The 14,770-nt window shown below is 72.2% G+C and carries 13 protein-coding genes; 10 read left to right on the top strand and 3 right to left on the bottom strand.

From position 1 onward, the window contains the following. The first annotated feature begins 7 nt into the window (after positions 1 to 7). The 6 genes from LUM46_RS22125 to LUM46_RS22100 all read left to right on the top strand — a co-directional run bounded on the left by LUM46_RS22125 (position 8) and on the right by LUM46_RS22100 (position 7,766). Entirely contained in the window at positions 8 to 970 is a 963-nt protein-coding gene (locus LUM46_RS22125; RefSeq protein WP_274997070.1) for a TatD family hydrolase, read from the top strand. Between the two features lie 90 nt (positions 971 to 1,060). Further along, positions 1,061 to 2,230: an aggregation-promoting factor C-terminal-like domain-containing protein gene (locus tag LUM46_RS22120; RefSeq protein ID WP_274997068.1), complete on the top strand. Its 1,170-nt coding sequence runs from the start codon at positions 1,061 to 1,063 to the stop codon at positions 2,228 to 2,230. A gap of 344 nt (positions 2,231 to 2,574) precedes the next feature. Continuing rightward, complete coding sequence (locus LUM46_RS22115; RefSeq protein ID WP_274997066.1) at positions 2,575 to 4,017, top strand: resuscitation-promoting factor; 1,443 nt, start codon at positions 2,575 to 2,577, stop codon at positions 4,015 to 4,017. 370 nt (positions 4,018 to 4,387) lie between these two features. Then, entirely contained in the window at positions 4,388 to 5,749 is a 1,362-nt protein-coding gene (locus tag LUM46_RS22110; RefSeq protein WP_274997064.1) for an aggregation-promoting factor C-terminal-like domain-containing protein, read from the top strand. A gap of 197 nt (positions 5,750 to 5,946) precedes the next feature. Next, positions 5,947 to 6,816 carry a 16S rRNA (adenine(1518)-N(6)/adenine(1519)-N(6))-dimethyltransferase RsmA gene (gene rsmA / locus LUM46_RS22105; RefSeq protein WP_274997062.1) on the top strand — a complete coding sequence of 290 codons (870 nt, stop codon included), beginning with the start codon at positions 5,947 to 5,949 and terminating at the stop codon, positions 6,814 to 6,816. After that, complete coding sequence (locus tag LUM46_RS22100) at positions 6,813 to 7,766, top strand: 4-(cytidine 5'-diphospho)-2-C-methyl-D-erythritol kinase (RefSeq protein WP_274997059.1); 954 nt, start codon at positions 6,813 to 6,815, stop codon at positions 7,764 to 7,766. Before rsmA ends, LUM46_RS22100 begins: the two co-directional genes overlap by 4 nt. 54 nt (positions 7,767 to 7,820) lie before the next feature. Here the strand turns inward: LUM46_RS22100 and LUM46_RS22095 are convergent, their stop codons facing one another. Together LUM46_RS22095 and LUM46_RS22090 are read right to left on the bottom strand one after the other, a co-directional pair. Continuing rightward, complete coding sequence (locus LUM46_RS22095; RefSeq protein WP_274997058.1) at positions 7,821 to 8,630, bottom strand: acetylxylan esterase; 810 nt, start codon at positions 8,628 to 8,630, stop codon at positions 7,821 to 7,823. 88 nt (positions 8,631 to 8,718) lie between these two features. Continuing rightward, the gene (locus tag LUM46_RS22090; protein WP_274997055.1) at positions 8,719 to 9,708 is read right to left on the bottom strand and encodes an acetylxylan esterase; all 990 of its coding nucleotides are present in this window, start codon (positions 9,706 to 9,708) and stop codon (positions 8,719 to 8,721) included. Between the two features lie 214 nt (positions 9,709 to 9,922). Between LUM46_RS22090 and LUM46_RS22085 the strand changes: the two genes are divergently transcribed. Further along, complete coding sequence (locus LUM46_RS22085) at positions 9,923 to 11,794, top strand: ABC-F family ATP-binding cassette domain-containing protein (protein ID WP_274997053.1); 1,872 nt, start codon at positions 9,923 to 9,925, stop codon at positions 11,792 to 11,794. Beyond that, positions 11,791 to 12,258 (top strand): Lrp/AsnC family transcriptional regulator, encoded by a 468-nt coding sequence (locus tag LUM46_RS22080; RefSeq protein ID WP_274997050.1) that lies wholly within the window; start codon positions 11,791 to 11,793, stop codon positions 12,256 to 12,258. Before LUM46_RS22085 ends, LUM46_RS22080 begins: the two co-directional genes overlap by 4 nt. Before the next feature lie 36 nt (positions 12,259 to 12,294). Here LUM46_RS22080 and LUM46_RS22075 read toward each other — a convergent pair whose 3' ends face one another. After that, positions 12,295 to 13,206, bottom strand: coding sequence for a S66 peptidase family protein (locus tag LUM46_RS22075; RefSeq protein ID WP_274997047.1), 912 nt, complete (start codon positions 13,204 to 13,206; stop codon positions 12,295 to 12,297). Between the two features lie 282 nt (positions 13,207 to 13,488). Between LUM46_RS22075 and LUM46_RS22070 the strand changes: the two genes are divergently transcribed. Beyond that, on the top strand, positions 13,489 to 14,019 hold the full coding sequence (locus LUM46_RS22070) for a peptidoglycan-binding domain-containing protein (protein WP_274997046.1): 531 nt from the start codon (positions 13,489 to 13,491) through the stop codon (positions 14,017 to 14,019). A 1-nt stretch (position 14,020) separates the two neighbouring features. After that, entirely contained in the window at positions 14,021 to 14,704 is a 684-nt protein-coding gene (locus LUM46_RS22065) for a hypothetical protein (protein WP_274997044.1), read from the top strand. Positions 14,705 to 14,770 lie beyond the last annotated feature (66 nt).

The raw sequence follows: 14,770 nt of genomic DNA, 5'->3' as shown, positions 1-14,770 counted from the left end.
CCCGGCGATGGCGAAGCGCACGCGCGAGCGCGGATTCCCGGCCGACCCGGAGCCGCTGCCCGTCCCCGTCGTGGACAACCACACCCACCTCGACCACATCGGTGCGGTCCTCCCTGACACGGCGCCCGACGGCGAGCCGGGCGACGCCTGGCCGCCGTCGGTCACCGACCACCTGGCGCGCGCCGCGCGCGCCGGTGTGGACCGCGTGGTCCAGGTCGGCTGTGACCTCCCGTCGGCCCGCTGGACCGACGCCCTCCTCACGTCGTCGGGTGCCGGTGCGCAGTGGGTGGCGGGGGTCGTGGGGGCCGTCGCCATCCATCCCAACGAGGCCACCTTGCACGCCGGCGTGCTCGAGGTCGGGCCGGACGGGCTCGCACCCGAGCCCGAGGCGCACCACGCCGTCGGGCTCGGCGCCGCGATCGCCGAGATCGCGGACCTGGCCCAGGGCAACGAGCGCATCCGGGCGATCGGTGAGACCGGTATGGACCTGTTCCGTACGGGTTCGCGCGGTGAGCAGGCCCAACGGGAGAGCTTCCGCGCGCACATCGCCCTGGCCAAGGAGCTGGGCCTCGCCCTGCAGATCCACGACCGGGACGCGCACGCCCAGGTCGTCGAGGTCCTGCTGGCGGACGGCGCCCCCGAGCGCACCGTCTTCCACTGCTTCAGCGGCGACGCCGAGATGGCCCGCGTCTGCGCCGAGAACGGCTGGTACCTGTCGTTCGCCGGACCGGTCACCTTCAAGGCGAACCATCACTTGCGGGAGGCGCTGACGGCGGCACCGCGGGAACTGATCCTGCTGGAGACCGACGCCCCGTATCTCACCCCGCACCCCTACCGGGGCCAGCCGAACGCCCCGTTCGCGGCCGCCCACACGGCCAGAGCCATGGCAGCTCACCTGGAAGAAGACCTCAGAACGCTGTGTACCGACCTCGCCGCGAACTCGGAACGCGTCTACGGCGCCTGGTGGTAATGCCGCATTGAGGCGAAGAATGCGGCATTTCATTTCATGCCCGGATGGCTTTTCCTGCGCGGTTTGTTCCGTTACGGTCTGGTGCTCGTGGTGAGGTACGCACGGCCGTGGCTCGCGAGCAGACCGGCCCGCTGGGTGGTCCGTGGCGCCGTCGTCGGCACGCTCGCTGCTGTGTGCGGCGTCTACGTCGCGAACGCGAGCACCCTGACGATCGACTACAACGGCGACGTCCGTACGGTCGGCGTCTACGGCGACACGGTGGGGGACGCGCTCGCGTCGCAGCGCATCCGGCTGGGGCGCGACGACGTCGTGCAGCCCGCCGCCACCTCCGACGTCGCCCCGGGCGGCACCGTGGTGGTCCGGACCAGCCGCGAGGTCACCGTCGAGCTCGACGGTCAGGTCATGACGCTCCGCACCACCGCGGGCACCGTCGGTGAGCTGATGGCAGCCCTGGGGCCGCGTGGAGACGGTGCGCTCGCCACGGCTTCCCGGACCACGCGGCTGGACCGCGACCCGATCCGGTTCTCCACGGTCAAGCAGGTGAACATCGCGGTGGACGGCTCCGTGCTCGAGTTCCACACCACGCAGTCGACGGTTCGTGGTCTGTTCCGGGAGGCGGGCATCTCGTTGCAGGACGGCGACGTCACCTCCGTGCCGCTCGATGCCGCGGCCGTGGACGGGATGGTCATCGTGGTCAGCCGCGACGTCTCCTCGTCACGCACGGTGACCGAGGTGCTGCCGTTCAAGACCGAGACCGTCGAGGACTCGAGCCTTCCGGAGGGCTATGAGTCGATCCGCACCGTGGGCGTGCCCGGTGAGGCCACGGTGACGTACGCGGTGAAGACGGTCGGCGGGGCCGTCGTCGAGCGCACGGTGGCGGAGCGGAGGGTCACCCGGAAGCCCGTCGACGAGGTGGTGGTGGTCGGGACCATGGACGTCGCCACGGCTCCCGTGGATCCGGGCTCGGCCAGGGCGCTGGGCCAGGCGATGGCCGCCGAGCGCGGCTGGGGTGCCGGCGAGTTCTCGTGCCTGGACCGGCTCTGGGAGAAGGAGAGCGGCTGGCGCTGGAACGCGGACAACCCGAGCAGCTCCGCCTACGGCATCCCGCAGGCGCTCCCGGGCTCCAAGATGGCGACCGTCGGCAGCGACTGGCTGACGAACCCGGCGACCCAGATCGAGTGGGGCCTCGGCTACATCTCCGGGCGCTACGGCACTCCGTGCACCGCATGGGCACACTCCGTCGAGGTGGGTTGGTACTGACCAGCCCTTTCGCTAACAGACATTTAGGATATTGCTCAGCGTTCCGGGCCCTTTGCTGAATGAATTACCCCTTTGGGCTTGCATTTGGTAACGACAGAGTTACGGTCTCTGAGACCGCCGGATCGGACAGCCGGGCCCGCGTCCCACGCGGGAGGTGCGTGGGAGCCGCGCCGCACCCGGCTCCCGTGCCCGGACCGCTCGAGGACTGGACCCGCGTGACACTTCCGCATCCGGCTCAGGGCAGCCCCAGACGACTCTTCCTCAACCCTGCGGCCGACGGTGACGTCGGCGTCACCGAGCCTTTCGGCCCACCGCCACCTGCGGACGAGGTGTTTCCCGCGGCGATGACTGTCGCGGACGTGATCAACACCCCGTCCGAGGTGATGGACAGTCTTCCGCCCGGCCATCCCTCCGGGCCGACGCCGGTCGTGGCGACCGGTGAGGCGGGTGTCATGACGAACCCGCCACCACCACCGCCACCACCCGAGCCGGAACCACGCAGACGTCGCCGAGGCGTGGTGCTCCTCGTGACGTGCGTGGTCGTCGCACTGTCCGGTGCCGGCGGTGTCGCGGCCTACGCCGCGGCCCACAAGACGGTCACGCTCGACGTGGACGGCGAGGTGACCTCTGTCGAGACCTTCGAGGGTGACGTCGCCGACCTCCTGGCGAACGAGAGCGTCGAGATCGCCGGCCACGACGTCGTGACGCCCGGCCTGGACGGTGCGCTGCGGGAGGGCAGCACCGTGGTCGTCCGCTACGGCCACGAGGTCACGGTGCGGACCGACGGCGAGCGGCGGACCGCCTGGGTGGCCGCGCTCGACGCCGACCAGGCGCTGAGCCAGCTCTCGCAGGAGTCCGGACGCGTGCTCCTGATCCCCTCGCGCGCCGAGGGCCGGGTGACCCTCCCGATGCGGCTCGACGCCGACGGCCCGGTGTACCTGGTGGCCGGCGGGAAGACGCAGCGGGTGGCCGACGGCTCCGTGCACCTCGACGAGCTGCTCGCCGCGAACGGCGTCGACGTCGACGGGGACGACCGGATCGCCGTCGGGCACCGGCACGGTCAGGGCGCGCCCGCGGTGAGCGTCATCGTCAGGGACGTCCAGGCCTCCATCGTGGAGACCGTCCGCCCCATGCCGTTCGACACGGTGACGGCGACGGACCCGGACCGCTACGAGGACCTGGGTCCGTACGTGGCGTCCGAGGGAGCCGCCGGCGAGCGGGTCACGTCGTGGGACGTCACCAAGGTCGACGGCAAGGTCATGAGCAAGGAGCAGCTGAACACCTGGGTCGGGAAGGCGCCCGTCGACCGGGTGATCATGTACGGCACCAAGGAGCGCCCCAAGCCCGCGCCGGACCCGAAACCGAAGTCCGACGCGAAGGCGGACGACAAGCCGAAGCCGGGCTCGAGGTCCGATGCAGGTTCCGACTCGAAGGACGACTCGAAGGAGGACTCGACCGGCGACTCGAAGGGGGGTGCCGAGCCCGACTCGAAGCAGCGGGCGGACAAGCCCGTGGAGGAGACGAAGGCGGCGACCATGTCCGCACCGGCGGGCGATGTCTGGACCGGTCTCGCCGAGTGCGAGTCCGGCGGTGACCCCGCGGCCGACACCGGCAACGGGTACTACGGGCTCTACCAGTTCTCGCAGGGCACCTGGGAGGCGGTGGGCGGCTCCGGCCGCCCGTCCGACGCCTCTGCCGCCGAGCAGACCATGCGGGCGCAGGCCCTCCAGCAGCGGTCCGGCTGGGGTCAGTGGCCCGCGTGCTCCGCCTCGCTCGGCCTGCGCTGATCCGCTACCACCCCACCACCGACCCCCTACAGGCCCCACCAGAACTTGGACGCTTGTCCAAGACAAGTGACCGAGAACACAGTTGCAACCCACGGAGAGGGTTGGCCGAGCGGTAACAAATCAGTTACGTTCGGTTGTCCTCGCTGGCGCGGGGGTGCCAAGTGGTGTAGACCACTGCACTCCAGCGGCAGCAGGGACAGCACTGGACGCGGAACCTCGCGGGCAGTGCGAGACCGCCGGATCGGCCGGTCGAGACCGCGACGACTCGCAAGAGCCGCCAGGCCCCCAGGCCGAATCGTGGTAGGGATTCCCGCCCCAAACGGGACCCGTCTCGCCGCCCGTGCCCGGGACGTCCGACGACTGGACACGAGTGAATCCCCGTTTTGAGCAGCAGAGTTCTGGCTCCATCCCCAGCATCAACTCAGAGTCCGAGGCTGTAGCACCTCAGGACGCCCCCTCGAAGCGTCGCCGTCGCTGGCCGCTCGTCGCCGGCCTCTCGGCCGTCGCGATCGTCGCGTCCGGATCGGTCGCCTTCGCGGAGGCACAGAAGACCGTCACGCTCGACGTCGACGGCACATCGAAGACCATCACCACCTACTCCGGCTCCGTCGCGGGCATGCTCGAGTCGCAGGGCGTCCGTCTGGGCGAGCGCGACCTCGTCGCCCCCGGTGCCGACGCCGAGCTCTCCGACGGCGACGAGATCGTCGTCCGCTACGCACGCCAGGTCACCATGACCGACGGCAAGGCGGAGCGCGACGTCTGGGTCACCGTCACCGACGCGCACGAGGCGCTGACCACCCTCGCCGAGCGTGGCGGCGACGTCGCGCTCGTGGCGTCCCGCTCCGGCGACCGCGTGTCCCTCCCGCTCCGCCTGAACGACGACGGCCCCGTCGCCGTCGTCGCGGACGGCTCGGCCCGAGTGGTCGAGGACCACTCGGAGAGCGTCGACAGCGTGCTGGACGACGCCAAGGTCGATGTCGACAAGAACGACCTCGTGAGCGTCGTCCCGGTCGCCACGCTGGCCAAGGACAAGACGATCAACGTCAAGTCGGCGAAGTCGGCCCGGGAGGCCGGTGCCGACGTCGCCGTCCAGGTCCAGCGCGTCGAGAGCAAGAAGGTCACGAAGAAGTCCCACGTGGCCTTCGACACGAAGACGGTCCAGGACGACGACCGCTACGCGGACGAGGGCAAGCTCGTCCGGACCGACGGCGAGAAGGGTGTCCGCACGCGGGTCATCCAGGTGCGTACGGTCGACGGCGAGGTCGTGTTCCGCAAGGAGCTCTCCGACAAGGTCACGAAGAAGCCGGTCGACCGCGTCATCGTCGAGGGCACCAAGGAGCGCCCGGTCGTGGAGGAGACCTCGGTAGAGGTCGAGACCCCGGCGTCCAGCGAGTCCAGCGGCTCCAGCGAGCCGAGCGCCCCGGTGCCGTCGGGCTCCGTCAAGGAGATCGGCCAGCAGATGGCCGCCGCCCGTGGCTGGACCGGCCAGGAGTGGACCTGCCTCGAGATGCTCTGGGAGCGCGAGTCCGGCTGGAACCACCAGGCGGCCAACCCGTCGTCGGGTGCCTACGGCATCCCGCAGGCGCTGCCCGGCTCCAAGATGGGCTCGGCAGGCTCGGACTGGGCGACCAACCCGGCCACCCAGATCAAGTGGGGCCTCGGCTACATCGCTGACCGCTACGGCACGCCGTGCGGCGCGTGGGGCCACTCGGAGTCGGTGGGCTGGTACTGATCCGACCCCGGTCGCTCTTGTGCGGAGCGCACTCTCCGGCGGGACGTGCTTCGCTGCGTCCCACCTCCGAGTGCGCTCCGCACGAACGCACTGACTTATGGTCGCTCTCGTGCTGCGCGCACTCTCCGGCGGAACTTGCTTCGCTGCGTCCCACCTCCGAGTGCGCTCCGCACGAACGCTCCAGATAGGCTCCCCGCATGAACGAAACCTCAAGCGCCCTGCTCGGTCCCGCGGAGATCCGCGACCTGGCAGGGCGTTTGGGCGTTCGGCCCACCAAGACGCTGGGTCAGAACTTCCTGCACGACGGCGGAACGGTCCGCAAGATCGTGCGGATCGCCGGCCTGCAGCCCGGCGAGCGGGTGGTCGAGGTGGGGCCCGGGCTGGGCTCCCTCACGCTCGGCCTGGTCGAGGCCGGCGCCTCGGTGGTAGCCATCGAGATCGACCCGGTCCTGGCCGGGCAGATCACCGACACCGTCAAGGCGCGGTTCCCGGACGCCGACTTCGAGGTGGTGCTCTCCGACGCGCTGGACGTCACCGCCCTGCCCGGTGAGCCGCCGACGGCGCTCGTGGCGAACCTCCCGTACAACGTGGCCGTCCCGGTGCTGCTCACGATGCTGCAGCGGTTCGACTCGCTGGAGCGGGTGCTCGTCATGGTCCAGGCCGAGGTGGCCGACCGGGTCGCCGCGGTGCCCGGCTCCAAGATCTACGGCATCCCGTCGGTGAAGGCCGCCTGGTACGCGTCGGCCCGCCGGGCCGGGACCATCGGCCGCAACGTCTTCTGGCCCGCGCCGAACGTCGACTCCGCGCTCGTGTACCTGGAGCGCCGGGAGCCGCCGTCGACCAGCGCTCCGCGCGAGCGGGTCTTCGCGGTCATCGATGCCGCGTTCGCCCAGCGGCGCAAGACGCTGCGCGCCGCGTTGTCGGGTCTGTTCGGCTCGGGAGCCGCCGCCGAGACGGCACTGCGCGCCGCAGGCGTGGACCCGAGCGCGCGCGGAGAGACGCTCGTCGTCGAGCAGTTCGCGCGCATCGCGGAACAGCTCGACCAGCGGGCGGAGGGTGCCGAGTGAACGCGCGCCTCAGCGCGGCGCCGCCGCCGTCGGTCCGCGTGCGCGCACCCGGAAAGGTCAACCTCGCCCTGCGGGTCGGGCCGGTCGGGAGCGACGGCTACCACCCGCTGGCGACCATCTTCCAGGCGGTGTCCCTCTTCGAGGAGGTCACGGCCACGCAGGCTGCGCCGGGGTCCGGCATCTCGCTGACCGTCTCGGGCCCGCAGGCGGACGCCGTCCCGACCGACGAGACCAACCTCGCCTGGCGCGCCGCCGCGCTGCTCGCCGACCGCACGGGGCTGGCGGCCGACGTCGCGCTGCACATCACCAAGGGCGTGCCGGTCGCCGGGGGGATGGCCGGGGGGTCCGCCGACGCCGCTGCCGCGCTCGTGGCCTGCGACGCGCTCTGGGAGGCCGGGGTGCCGCGCCCGGAGCTGGTGGAGATGGCCGCGGAGCTCGGGGCCGACGTGCCGTTCTCGCTCCTGGGGCACACCGCCGTCGGCACGCGGCGCGGTGACCTGCTGACACCGGCGATGACGCGCGGCGAGTTCCACTGGTGCTTCGGCACGCAGCGGCTCGGCCTGTCGACACCGAGCGTGTTCCGGCGGTTCGACGAGCTGGCGGGCCCGTCGACGCCGGACGTCGCGCCTGCCGCCGACGACACCGAGCTCATGCACGCGCTCCGGGCCGGGGACGCGGTGGCGCTGGGCGAGGCGCTGCACAACGACCTGCAGGGCCCTGCCGTGGACCTGCGACCCGAGCTCGCCGCCGTGCTCGACGTCGCCACCGACTCCGGGGCGCTGGGCGTGGTCGTGTCCGGGTCCGGCCCCACGGTCGCCGCTCTGGGCCGCTCCCGGCAGCACGCGCTGGCGCTGGGTGCCGCGTGGACCGCTGCCGACGTCGTCGACGCCGTCTGGTGCGCGACGGGCCCCGCGCCGGGTACGCAGATCATCACCTCGATCACCCGCTGACCCCTCGCCCTGGTTCGCCCCGGTTCTACCTCGGCGGGCCCGGCGGGAGGGGGGTCAGTAGGCGATCTGCGGGACGAAGACGTCCGTCAGGTGCGTGTGGGAAGCGATCCAGCGGGTGCGTCGTGTCGCGGGGTTGCTCTCCGTGGTCAGCACGCACTCGACCACGCGCTCGACGGAGCCGGTCATGGCGGCCAGCGCGAGCGCGGCGTTGAAGCCCCACTCCTCCAGCAGCACCTGTGCGCCGGCGCCCTGGGTGAGCTGGAGCGGCGTGCTCGCCCGCCGGGCGAACGCGACCAGCGAGTCCTTGTGCGCGGCGGGGATGTCGCCCTCGACCATGGCGCACGCGAGGTCGGGGAGCAGCCCGGCGGCCGCGACGACGGCTGCCGCCACCGGACCGGTGCCGAGCACCGAGACACGTGACGGGTCGACGCTCGCGAGGGTCCGCAGCGCCTGCACGGCCCGCACGGCGTTGGTGAAGACGATCCGGTTGTAGGGGTCGTCGAGGTCGTCCGGTGGCAGCTCGACCACGAGGTGCGCGAACCCGCCGGACGCGAGCCACTCGAGGTCGCGGCCGGTGGCCCGGCCGGCCGGCCGCAGCTCGACCAGGCCGGGCAGCGTGGCGCCCGCACCGGCCGGGGTCAGGAGCCGGCCGGTCACCGGGCTACCTTCGAACCCCGCGAACGTCACGGCCTCGGCCGTGAGGTCCCGGGCCCGGGCGGAGGCAGCGGTCAGCACGGGCGCGACCTCGATGTCACGGTGCGCGGCGAGCGTGTGCGCCCAGAACAGGTCGAAGTCGGCGGGCTCGTCGGTGGCCGGCGGCGCCGCGGGCGCCACCGCGACGAGCGGCAGGTCGTACTCAGGCACGGGGGAGACCTCCGGGGATGGGCGTGCGCTGGGGGAGCCTACCGCCAGGATGCAGCAGGCAAACTTCCGGTCCGTCCCCTCCGCGCGGTCAGATGATCTTGCCCAGCCACGCGAGCTTGCGGGGGAACCGGTAGTCGCCGCCGCCCTCGTGGTTGTTGTACGGGTAGACGTCCATCTCCTTGACCACCGGTTCCGCCTGGTCAGGAGCCCAGTTGTTGAACGCCGCGTACACGGTGGACGGCGGGCAGGTGGCGTCCATGAGGGCGACCGAGAACAGGCCTGCCGACCGTGCCCGCCGCGCGAACGACACCCCGTCCAGGTACGAGAACGTGCGCCAGACCTGCGCCTCGACCGCCGGGTCGCGATACACCGACAGGAACCGCGTGATCTCGCCGTACGGGAGGTTGTCCGTGATCGACACCGCGCGACGGTAGTGGCTCAGGAACGGCACGTCGGGCATCGCGGCCACGACGTCGGGCACGAGGCCGGCGACCGCGATGGTGATGCCGCCGCCCTGGCTGCCGCCGCTCACCGCGACGCGCTGCGGGTCCAGACCGGGGACGGCACGCACCGCGTCGACGGCGCGGGCGCCGTCGGTGAAGACCCGGCGGTAGTAGTGGTCGTGCGGGTCGAGCACGCCGCGGGTCATGAACCCGGGGGTCGCCGGCCCGGAGCCCACCGGGTCCGGCGTGTCCCCGCCGGTGCCCCAGCCCGAGCCCTGCCCCCGCGTGTCCATCCGGAGGTGCGCGTACCCGGCTGCCGCCCAGTGGATCTTCTCGTGCGGCAGGCCCCGCCCGCCGCCGTAGCCCTCGTACTCGACGACGACGGGCAGGTCGCCGTCGACGTGCGCGGGGCGGGTGAGCCACGCCTTGACCGGGTGGCCGCCGAAACCGGGGAACGTCACGTCGTCGACGACCACCTCGGTGAGCCCGACGTCGATGCGCTCCACCCTCGGCGCCTCGTCGAACGTACGCGCCTCGGCGAGGGTCGTGGACCAGAACTCGTCGAAGTCGGCGGGCTCGTCGATCTCGGGCGCATACGCCTCGAGATCGGACAGCGGCATGTCGAACTGGGCCACGTGGGTGCTCCTCGGCGTAGTCGTCAGCAGGGTCGACGGTGGGTGCCTGCGGGCACGGTCGCCGTCGACGGTGGACAGCGTAGCCGCGGCGTCCGACATCGGACAGACACCTGCCGGAGAGCGGGCCGGAGACGCACGGAAACCGGTCGGAGCATGCCGCGAAGGGCGGTGCCCGACGTCTGAGGACTGACGAAACACGCCGTAGTCTTCTGAGGTGGCACATCTTCTCGGCGCGGACGGCATCGCGCTGACCATCGGTACTCGCACCCTCCTGTCCGACGTCTCCCTCGGCCTCGACGACGGCGACCGCATCGGCGTCGTGGGTCCCAACGGCGCGGGCAAGTCCACGCTGCTGCGCATCCTCGCGGGGACCACGCAGCCCGACGGCGGGCGGGTCACCAAGGTCGGCGGCACCACCCTCGGCATGCTCGACCAGCGGGACGAGCTGGCGGAGGGCGCCACGGTGCTCGACATCGTGCACGGCGACGCGGAGACGCACGTCTGGGCCTCCGACGCCCGGGTCCGGCAGGTGCAGGACGGCCTCCTCGCCGACCTCGGCTGGGACGCCCCGGTCGCCAAGCTCTCCGGCGGCCAGCGCCGCCGCGTGGCGCTCGCCGCCCTGCTCGTGCAGGACCCGGACCTGCTGCTGCTCGACGAGCCCACCAACCACCTCGACGTCGAGGGCGTGGCCTGGCTCGCCGCCCACCTCCGTGAGCGGTACGGGCGTCCCGGCGCGACGGGTGCGCTGGTGGTCGTGACGCACGACCGCTGGTTCCTCGACGAGGTCTGCTCCCGCATGTGGGAGGTGCGTGGCGACGGCACCGGCGCCATCGACGGGTACGAGGGCGGTTATGCGGCCTACATCCTGGCGCGCGCCGAGCGCGCGCGGCAGGCCGCGACGGCCGCGGAGAAGCGGGACAACCTGCTGCGCAAGGAGCTCGCCTGGCTGCGCCGCGGCGCCCCGGCCCGTACCTCCAAGCCGAAGTTCCGGCTCGACGCCGCCTCCGCGCTCATCGACGACGAGCCGCCGCCGCGCGACTCGATGGAGCTGACCCGCATGGCGACGCGGCGGCTCGGCAAGGACGTGCTCGATCTGGAGTCGGTCAGCGTGACCGTCCCGGGCAAGGTGCTGTTCGACGACGTGACGTGGCGCCTGGGCCCGGGCGACCGGTACGGGGTGGTGGGCGTCAACGGCGCGGGCAAGACGACGCTGCTCGCGCTGCTCGCGGGCCGTCGCGAGCCCGACTCGGGTCGGGTGAAGCGAGGCAAGACGATCCACGTCAAGGAGCTGTCGCAGGACGTCGCGGAGCTGGACGAGCTCGGCGGCCTCAAGGCGGTCGAGGTGATCGAGCAGGAGAAGGGGCGGGTGGTCGTCGGCGGCAAGGAGCTCACGGCGTCGCAGCTCACCGAGAAGCTCGGCTTCACGCGGGAGCGGGCCTACACGCCGGTGCGCGACCTGTCCGGTGGCGAGCGGCGTCGGCTCCAGCTGCTGCGGCTGCTCGTGGCCGAGCCCAACGTGCTGCTGCTCGACGAGCCCACCAACGACCTCGACACCGACACGCTCGCAGCCGTCGAGGACCTGCTCGACGGCTGGCTGGGCACGCTGATCGTCGTCTCCCACGACCGGTACCTGCTGGAGCGGGTGGCGGACCGGCAGGTCGCGCTGCTCGGTGACGGGACCATCCGCGACCTGCCCGGCGGCGTCGAGGAATACCTGCGGCTGCGAGCCGCCGCCAAGGCAGCGGGTGCCTCCGCCTCGGGCACCCCGGCGGGCGCGGGCACCGGCTCGGCGGGCGGCTCGGGCGCCGGTGGGACGACGTCGGGCGCTGCCCCGGCGTCGGGCGGTGATGCCGGGGGCGAGGCGGTCACGCAGCGCGACATCCGTGCCGCCAAGAAGGAGGCTTCCCGCATCGAGCGCCGTCTTGCGAAGATTGCCCAGAAGGAGGCCGAGCTGCACGAGACCATCGCACAGCAGGCCACGGACTACCAGGCTGTCGCCCGGCTGGACGCGGAGCTCCGCGACCTGGCGAGCGAGCGCGACGAGCTCGAGGCGGCCTGGCTGGAAGCGGCGGAGGTGGCGGGATGACCGACAACGATCTGACACCGCTCGACGGGGTGGACCGAGCGCTCGTCGACGCACTGCGCAAGGACGGGCGCACCACGCTCGCGGTGCTGTCCGAGATCTCGGGACTGTCCCTGTCCGCGGTGCAGGTGCGGGTGCGCAAGCTGGAGGCGCGTGGCGTCATCACGGGCTATCGGGCGGTGGTGAACCCGGAGGCGGTGGGGCTGCCGCTGTCCGCGTTCATCGAGATCACGCCGCTCGACCAGGCACAGGAGGACGACGCGCCCGAACGCCTGCGCGGTATGCCGGGCATCGAGTCCTGCTACTCCGTGGCGGGCAACGCGAACTACCTGCTCACCGCCCGGGTGGCCTCGCCGAGGGCACTGGAGGAGCTGCTCGGGCGGATCCGTCGCACGGCGAAGGTCTCGACGCGTACGACAGTGGTGCTGCAGACCTACTTCGAGGGGCAGTCGACAGACCCGTCCTGACCCGGACGACCTGACCCCGACGACGCGGCCCGCGCCTCAACGCTGCGCGAGAGCCGGCTGGTCGAGCGTGAGCGTGCCGGCGTCGGCGTCCAGCTCGACGGGCACCCCCAGGGGCACGGTGCGCGGGTCGGGTCCGTGGCCGAACCCGAGCTCGCCGACGATCGGGATGGCGAGCGAGCCCAGCACGTCCCGGACCACCGGCTCCGCGGGGTCGCAGCCCTCCCACGAGCCCAGCACGATGCCGAGCGCACCGTCGAACCAGCCCGAGCGCAGCAGGTACGTGAGGTGCGCGTCGATCTGATAGGCCCGCTCGGCGACGTCCTCCAGCAGGACTATCCCGCCCGCGGCGGACGGCGGCGTCACGCCGAACCCGACGGACGCCGCCAGGAGCGAGAGGCAGCCGCCGGTGGTGATGCCACGGGCCGTGCCGCCCACCAGGGTCCGTGCCAGCGGACCGGTGATCCGCTGCGTGGTCTCCGGCTCGAACAGGCTGCGCCGCAGGTGCTCGCGGGCCGGCCCGGACGTGAGGAACGACGTCGTCCCCGGCATCGGACCGTGCAGGGAGACCAGCCCGAGGTGGGCGGCCACCGCCTGGTGCAGCACCGTGCAGTCGCTGTAGCCGACGAGCACCTTGGGGTCGGTGGCCGCGAGGTCGTCCCAGTCGACGAGATCGATCATCCGCGCCGCCCCGTACCCGCCGCGCGCCGTGATGACCGCCCGGACGTCGGGATCGAGCCAGGCCTCCTGGAAGTCGGCGGCGCGGGCCTCGTCGGAGCCGGCCAGGTAGCCGAGGTCGCGGTGCGTGTCCAGCACGTGCGGCATCACCTGCACGTCGAGGCCCCACTCCTGGAGACGGGCGACGCCGGCGTCGAGCCGGTCGGCGGGTACCGGTCCGGACGGGGCGACCACGGCGACGGTGTCCCCCGGACGCAGTCGCGGCGGACTCATCAGGGGCCGCAGCATGCGGCCGAGATTACCTCTCGGACGAGGGGCCGCCCGTCGGGACCGCAGGCTTTGCACTCAGGCGAAATCTGGCGCCTCCCGTGCTGCGGTGAGGAGCACGGGCGGTCGAGAGGAGCTCGGTCGGACGTCCGACCGAGCTCAGCGGGCCGGTACGAGTGTGTTTGGTCCGGTGCGTCGCTTCCGTCTTGTAAGGGCAGATTGTTACGCTCGCGCTCGCCAGTACATTGCCCGGCTCCCAGGTCGGGCAGACGAAGGAGCGCCGAGGGAATGCCCACCACCCGAACCTGGCTGCAGGCGGGCGGTGGCACGGTGGCCGCCGCCCTGATCTTCGCCGCCGTGGTGCAGGCGATGAACTCGAGCGCGATGTGGGTGTCCAACGAGCCGGTCGGCGAGTGCGGCCAGACGTCGGGCGGCGCGGTGGTCGCGGCTCAGAACGTGCTGTCGGCGAGCACCGGGCTGCAGCCCGTCGACGGGTCGTGGGACGCCGAGTCGGAGGTCGCGACCAAGGCGTTCCAGGCCTACAACGGTCTGCCGGTCAACGGCTGCGTCGACACCGGCACCTGGGTCACCATGCGCGCGTACGTCGTCTCCCTGTGCGACCCGGAGTTCGACTGCCGCGGTCCCGACCACCGCGTGCGCTGGGCCGCGCCGCGCGGCGCCCGGGAGGCCTACTTCGCCGACAACGACTGCGACTGGGGCTCCTACGTGCTGCCGGGCGTGGCGCACACCCCGGTCACGTCCACCAAGATCATGGCTCTCTCGCGGGACGCGGTCGTCGAGATCGAGTGCGAGGGCTGACGTGGTCACTTCCATCGAGGAGCCGAGGATCCGGCTGGAGTGGTTGCTCGGCGGGGCGGTGACGCTGCTCGGTGCGATCGTCATCATCGTGGTCACGCTCGTGCTGGGATCGGGCGAGGAGGAGCCTGTCGTCACGCCCGCCGATGCCACGGAGCTCACCGCCGGCACCTGCGCCGAGGACCTGCGCCAGCCGCACTGGGTGCCGGAGTCCGTCCGGAGCGCGGTGGTCGAGTGCCCGGCGGACATCTCGGCAGGCATCGGCCGCACGACGGCGGAGGACCACCTCGGCACGTGGATCGTCTACCCGCTGGACGGCGAGGAGAACAGCGAGACGTTCCGGGGTGGCCCTGGCCTGGCCTGGCCCGAGGACGAGGTCCGCTCCGGTGCCTACCATCCGGCTTCGGCCATCACCTACGTGGCGTACCCGGGTTCTGCGGAGCTGTCCGACGAGCTGTCCGGCGACAACGTGATGGTCGAGTGGATGGACCTCGCGGAGTCGGGCCTGGAGGCCCGGGTCACCCGCGTGGACAACAACGGGTTCGGCCCCGTCCGGGTCGAGTGGTCCGACGACGCCGGCTCCTACCTGCTGCTCGGCACCATGGGCCGCACGCCCACGGGCGGTTCGGGGCCGACGGTGGCCGAGCTCGTCAGGATCGCGGACAGCGTCGCGGCCGAGGACGAGTGAGCGGAGCGGCGGCGCGCCGGTCGAGCGTGGCGAGACCCGGGTCCCGACACGCTCGACCAGCGCGAG

Source organism: Promicromonospora iranensis (assembly GCF_028994805.1).
Taxonomy (GTDB): domain Bacteria; phylum Actinomycetota; class Actinomycetes; order Actinomycetales; family Cellulomonadaceae; genus Promicromonospora; species Promicromonospora iranensis.
This window is presented reverse-complemented; position numbering and strand designations above follow the sequence as displayed.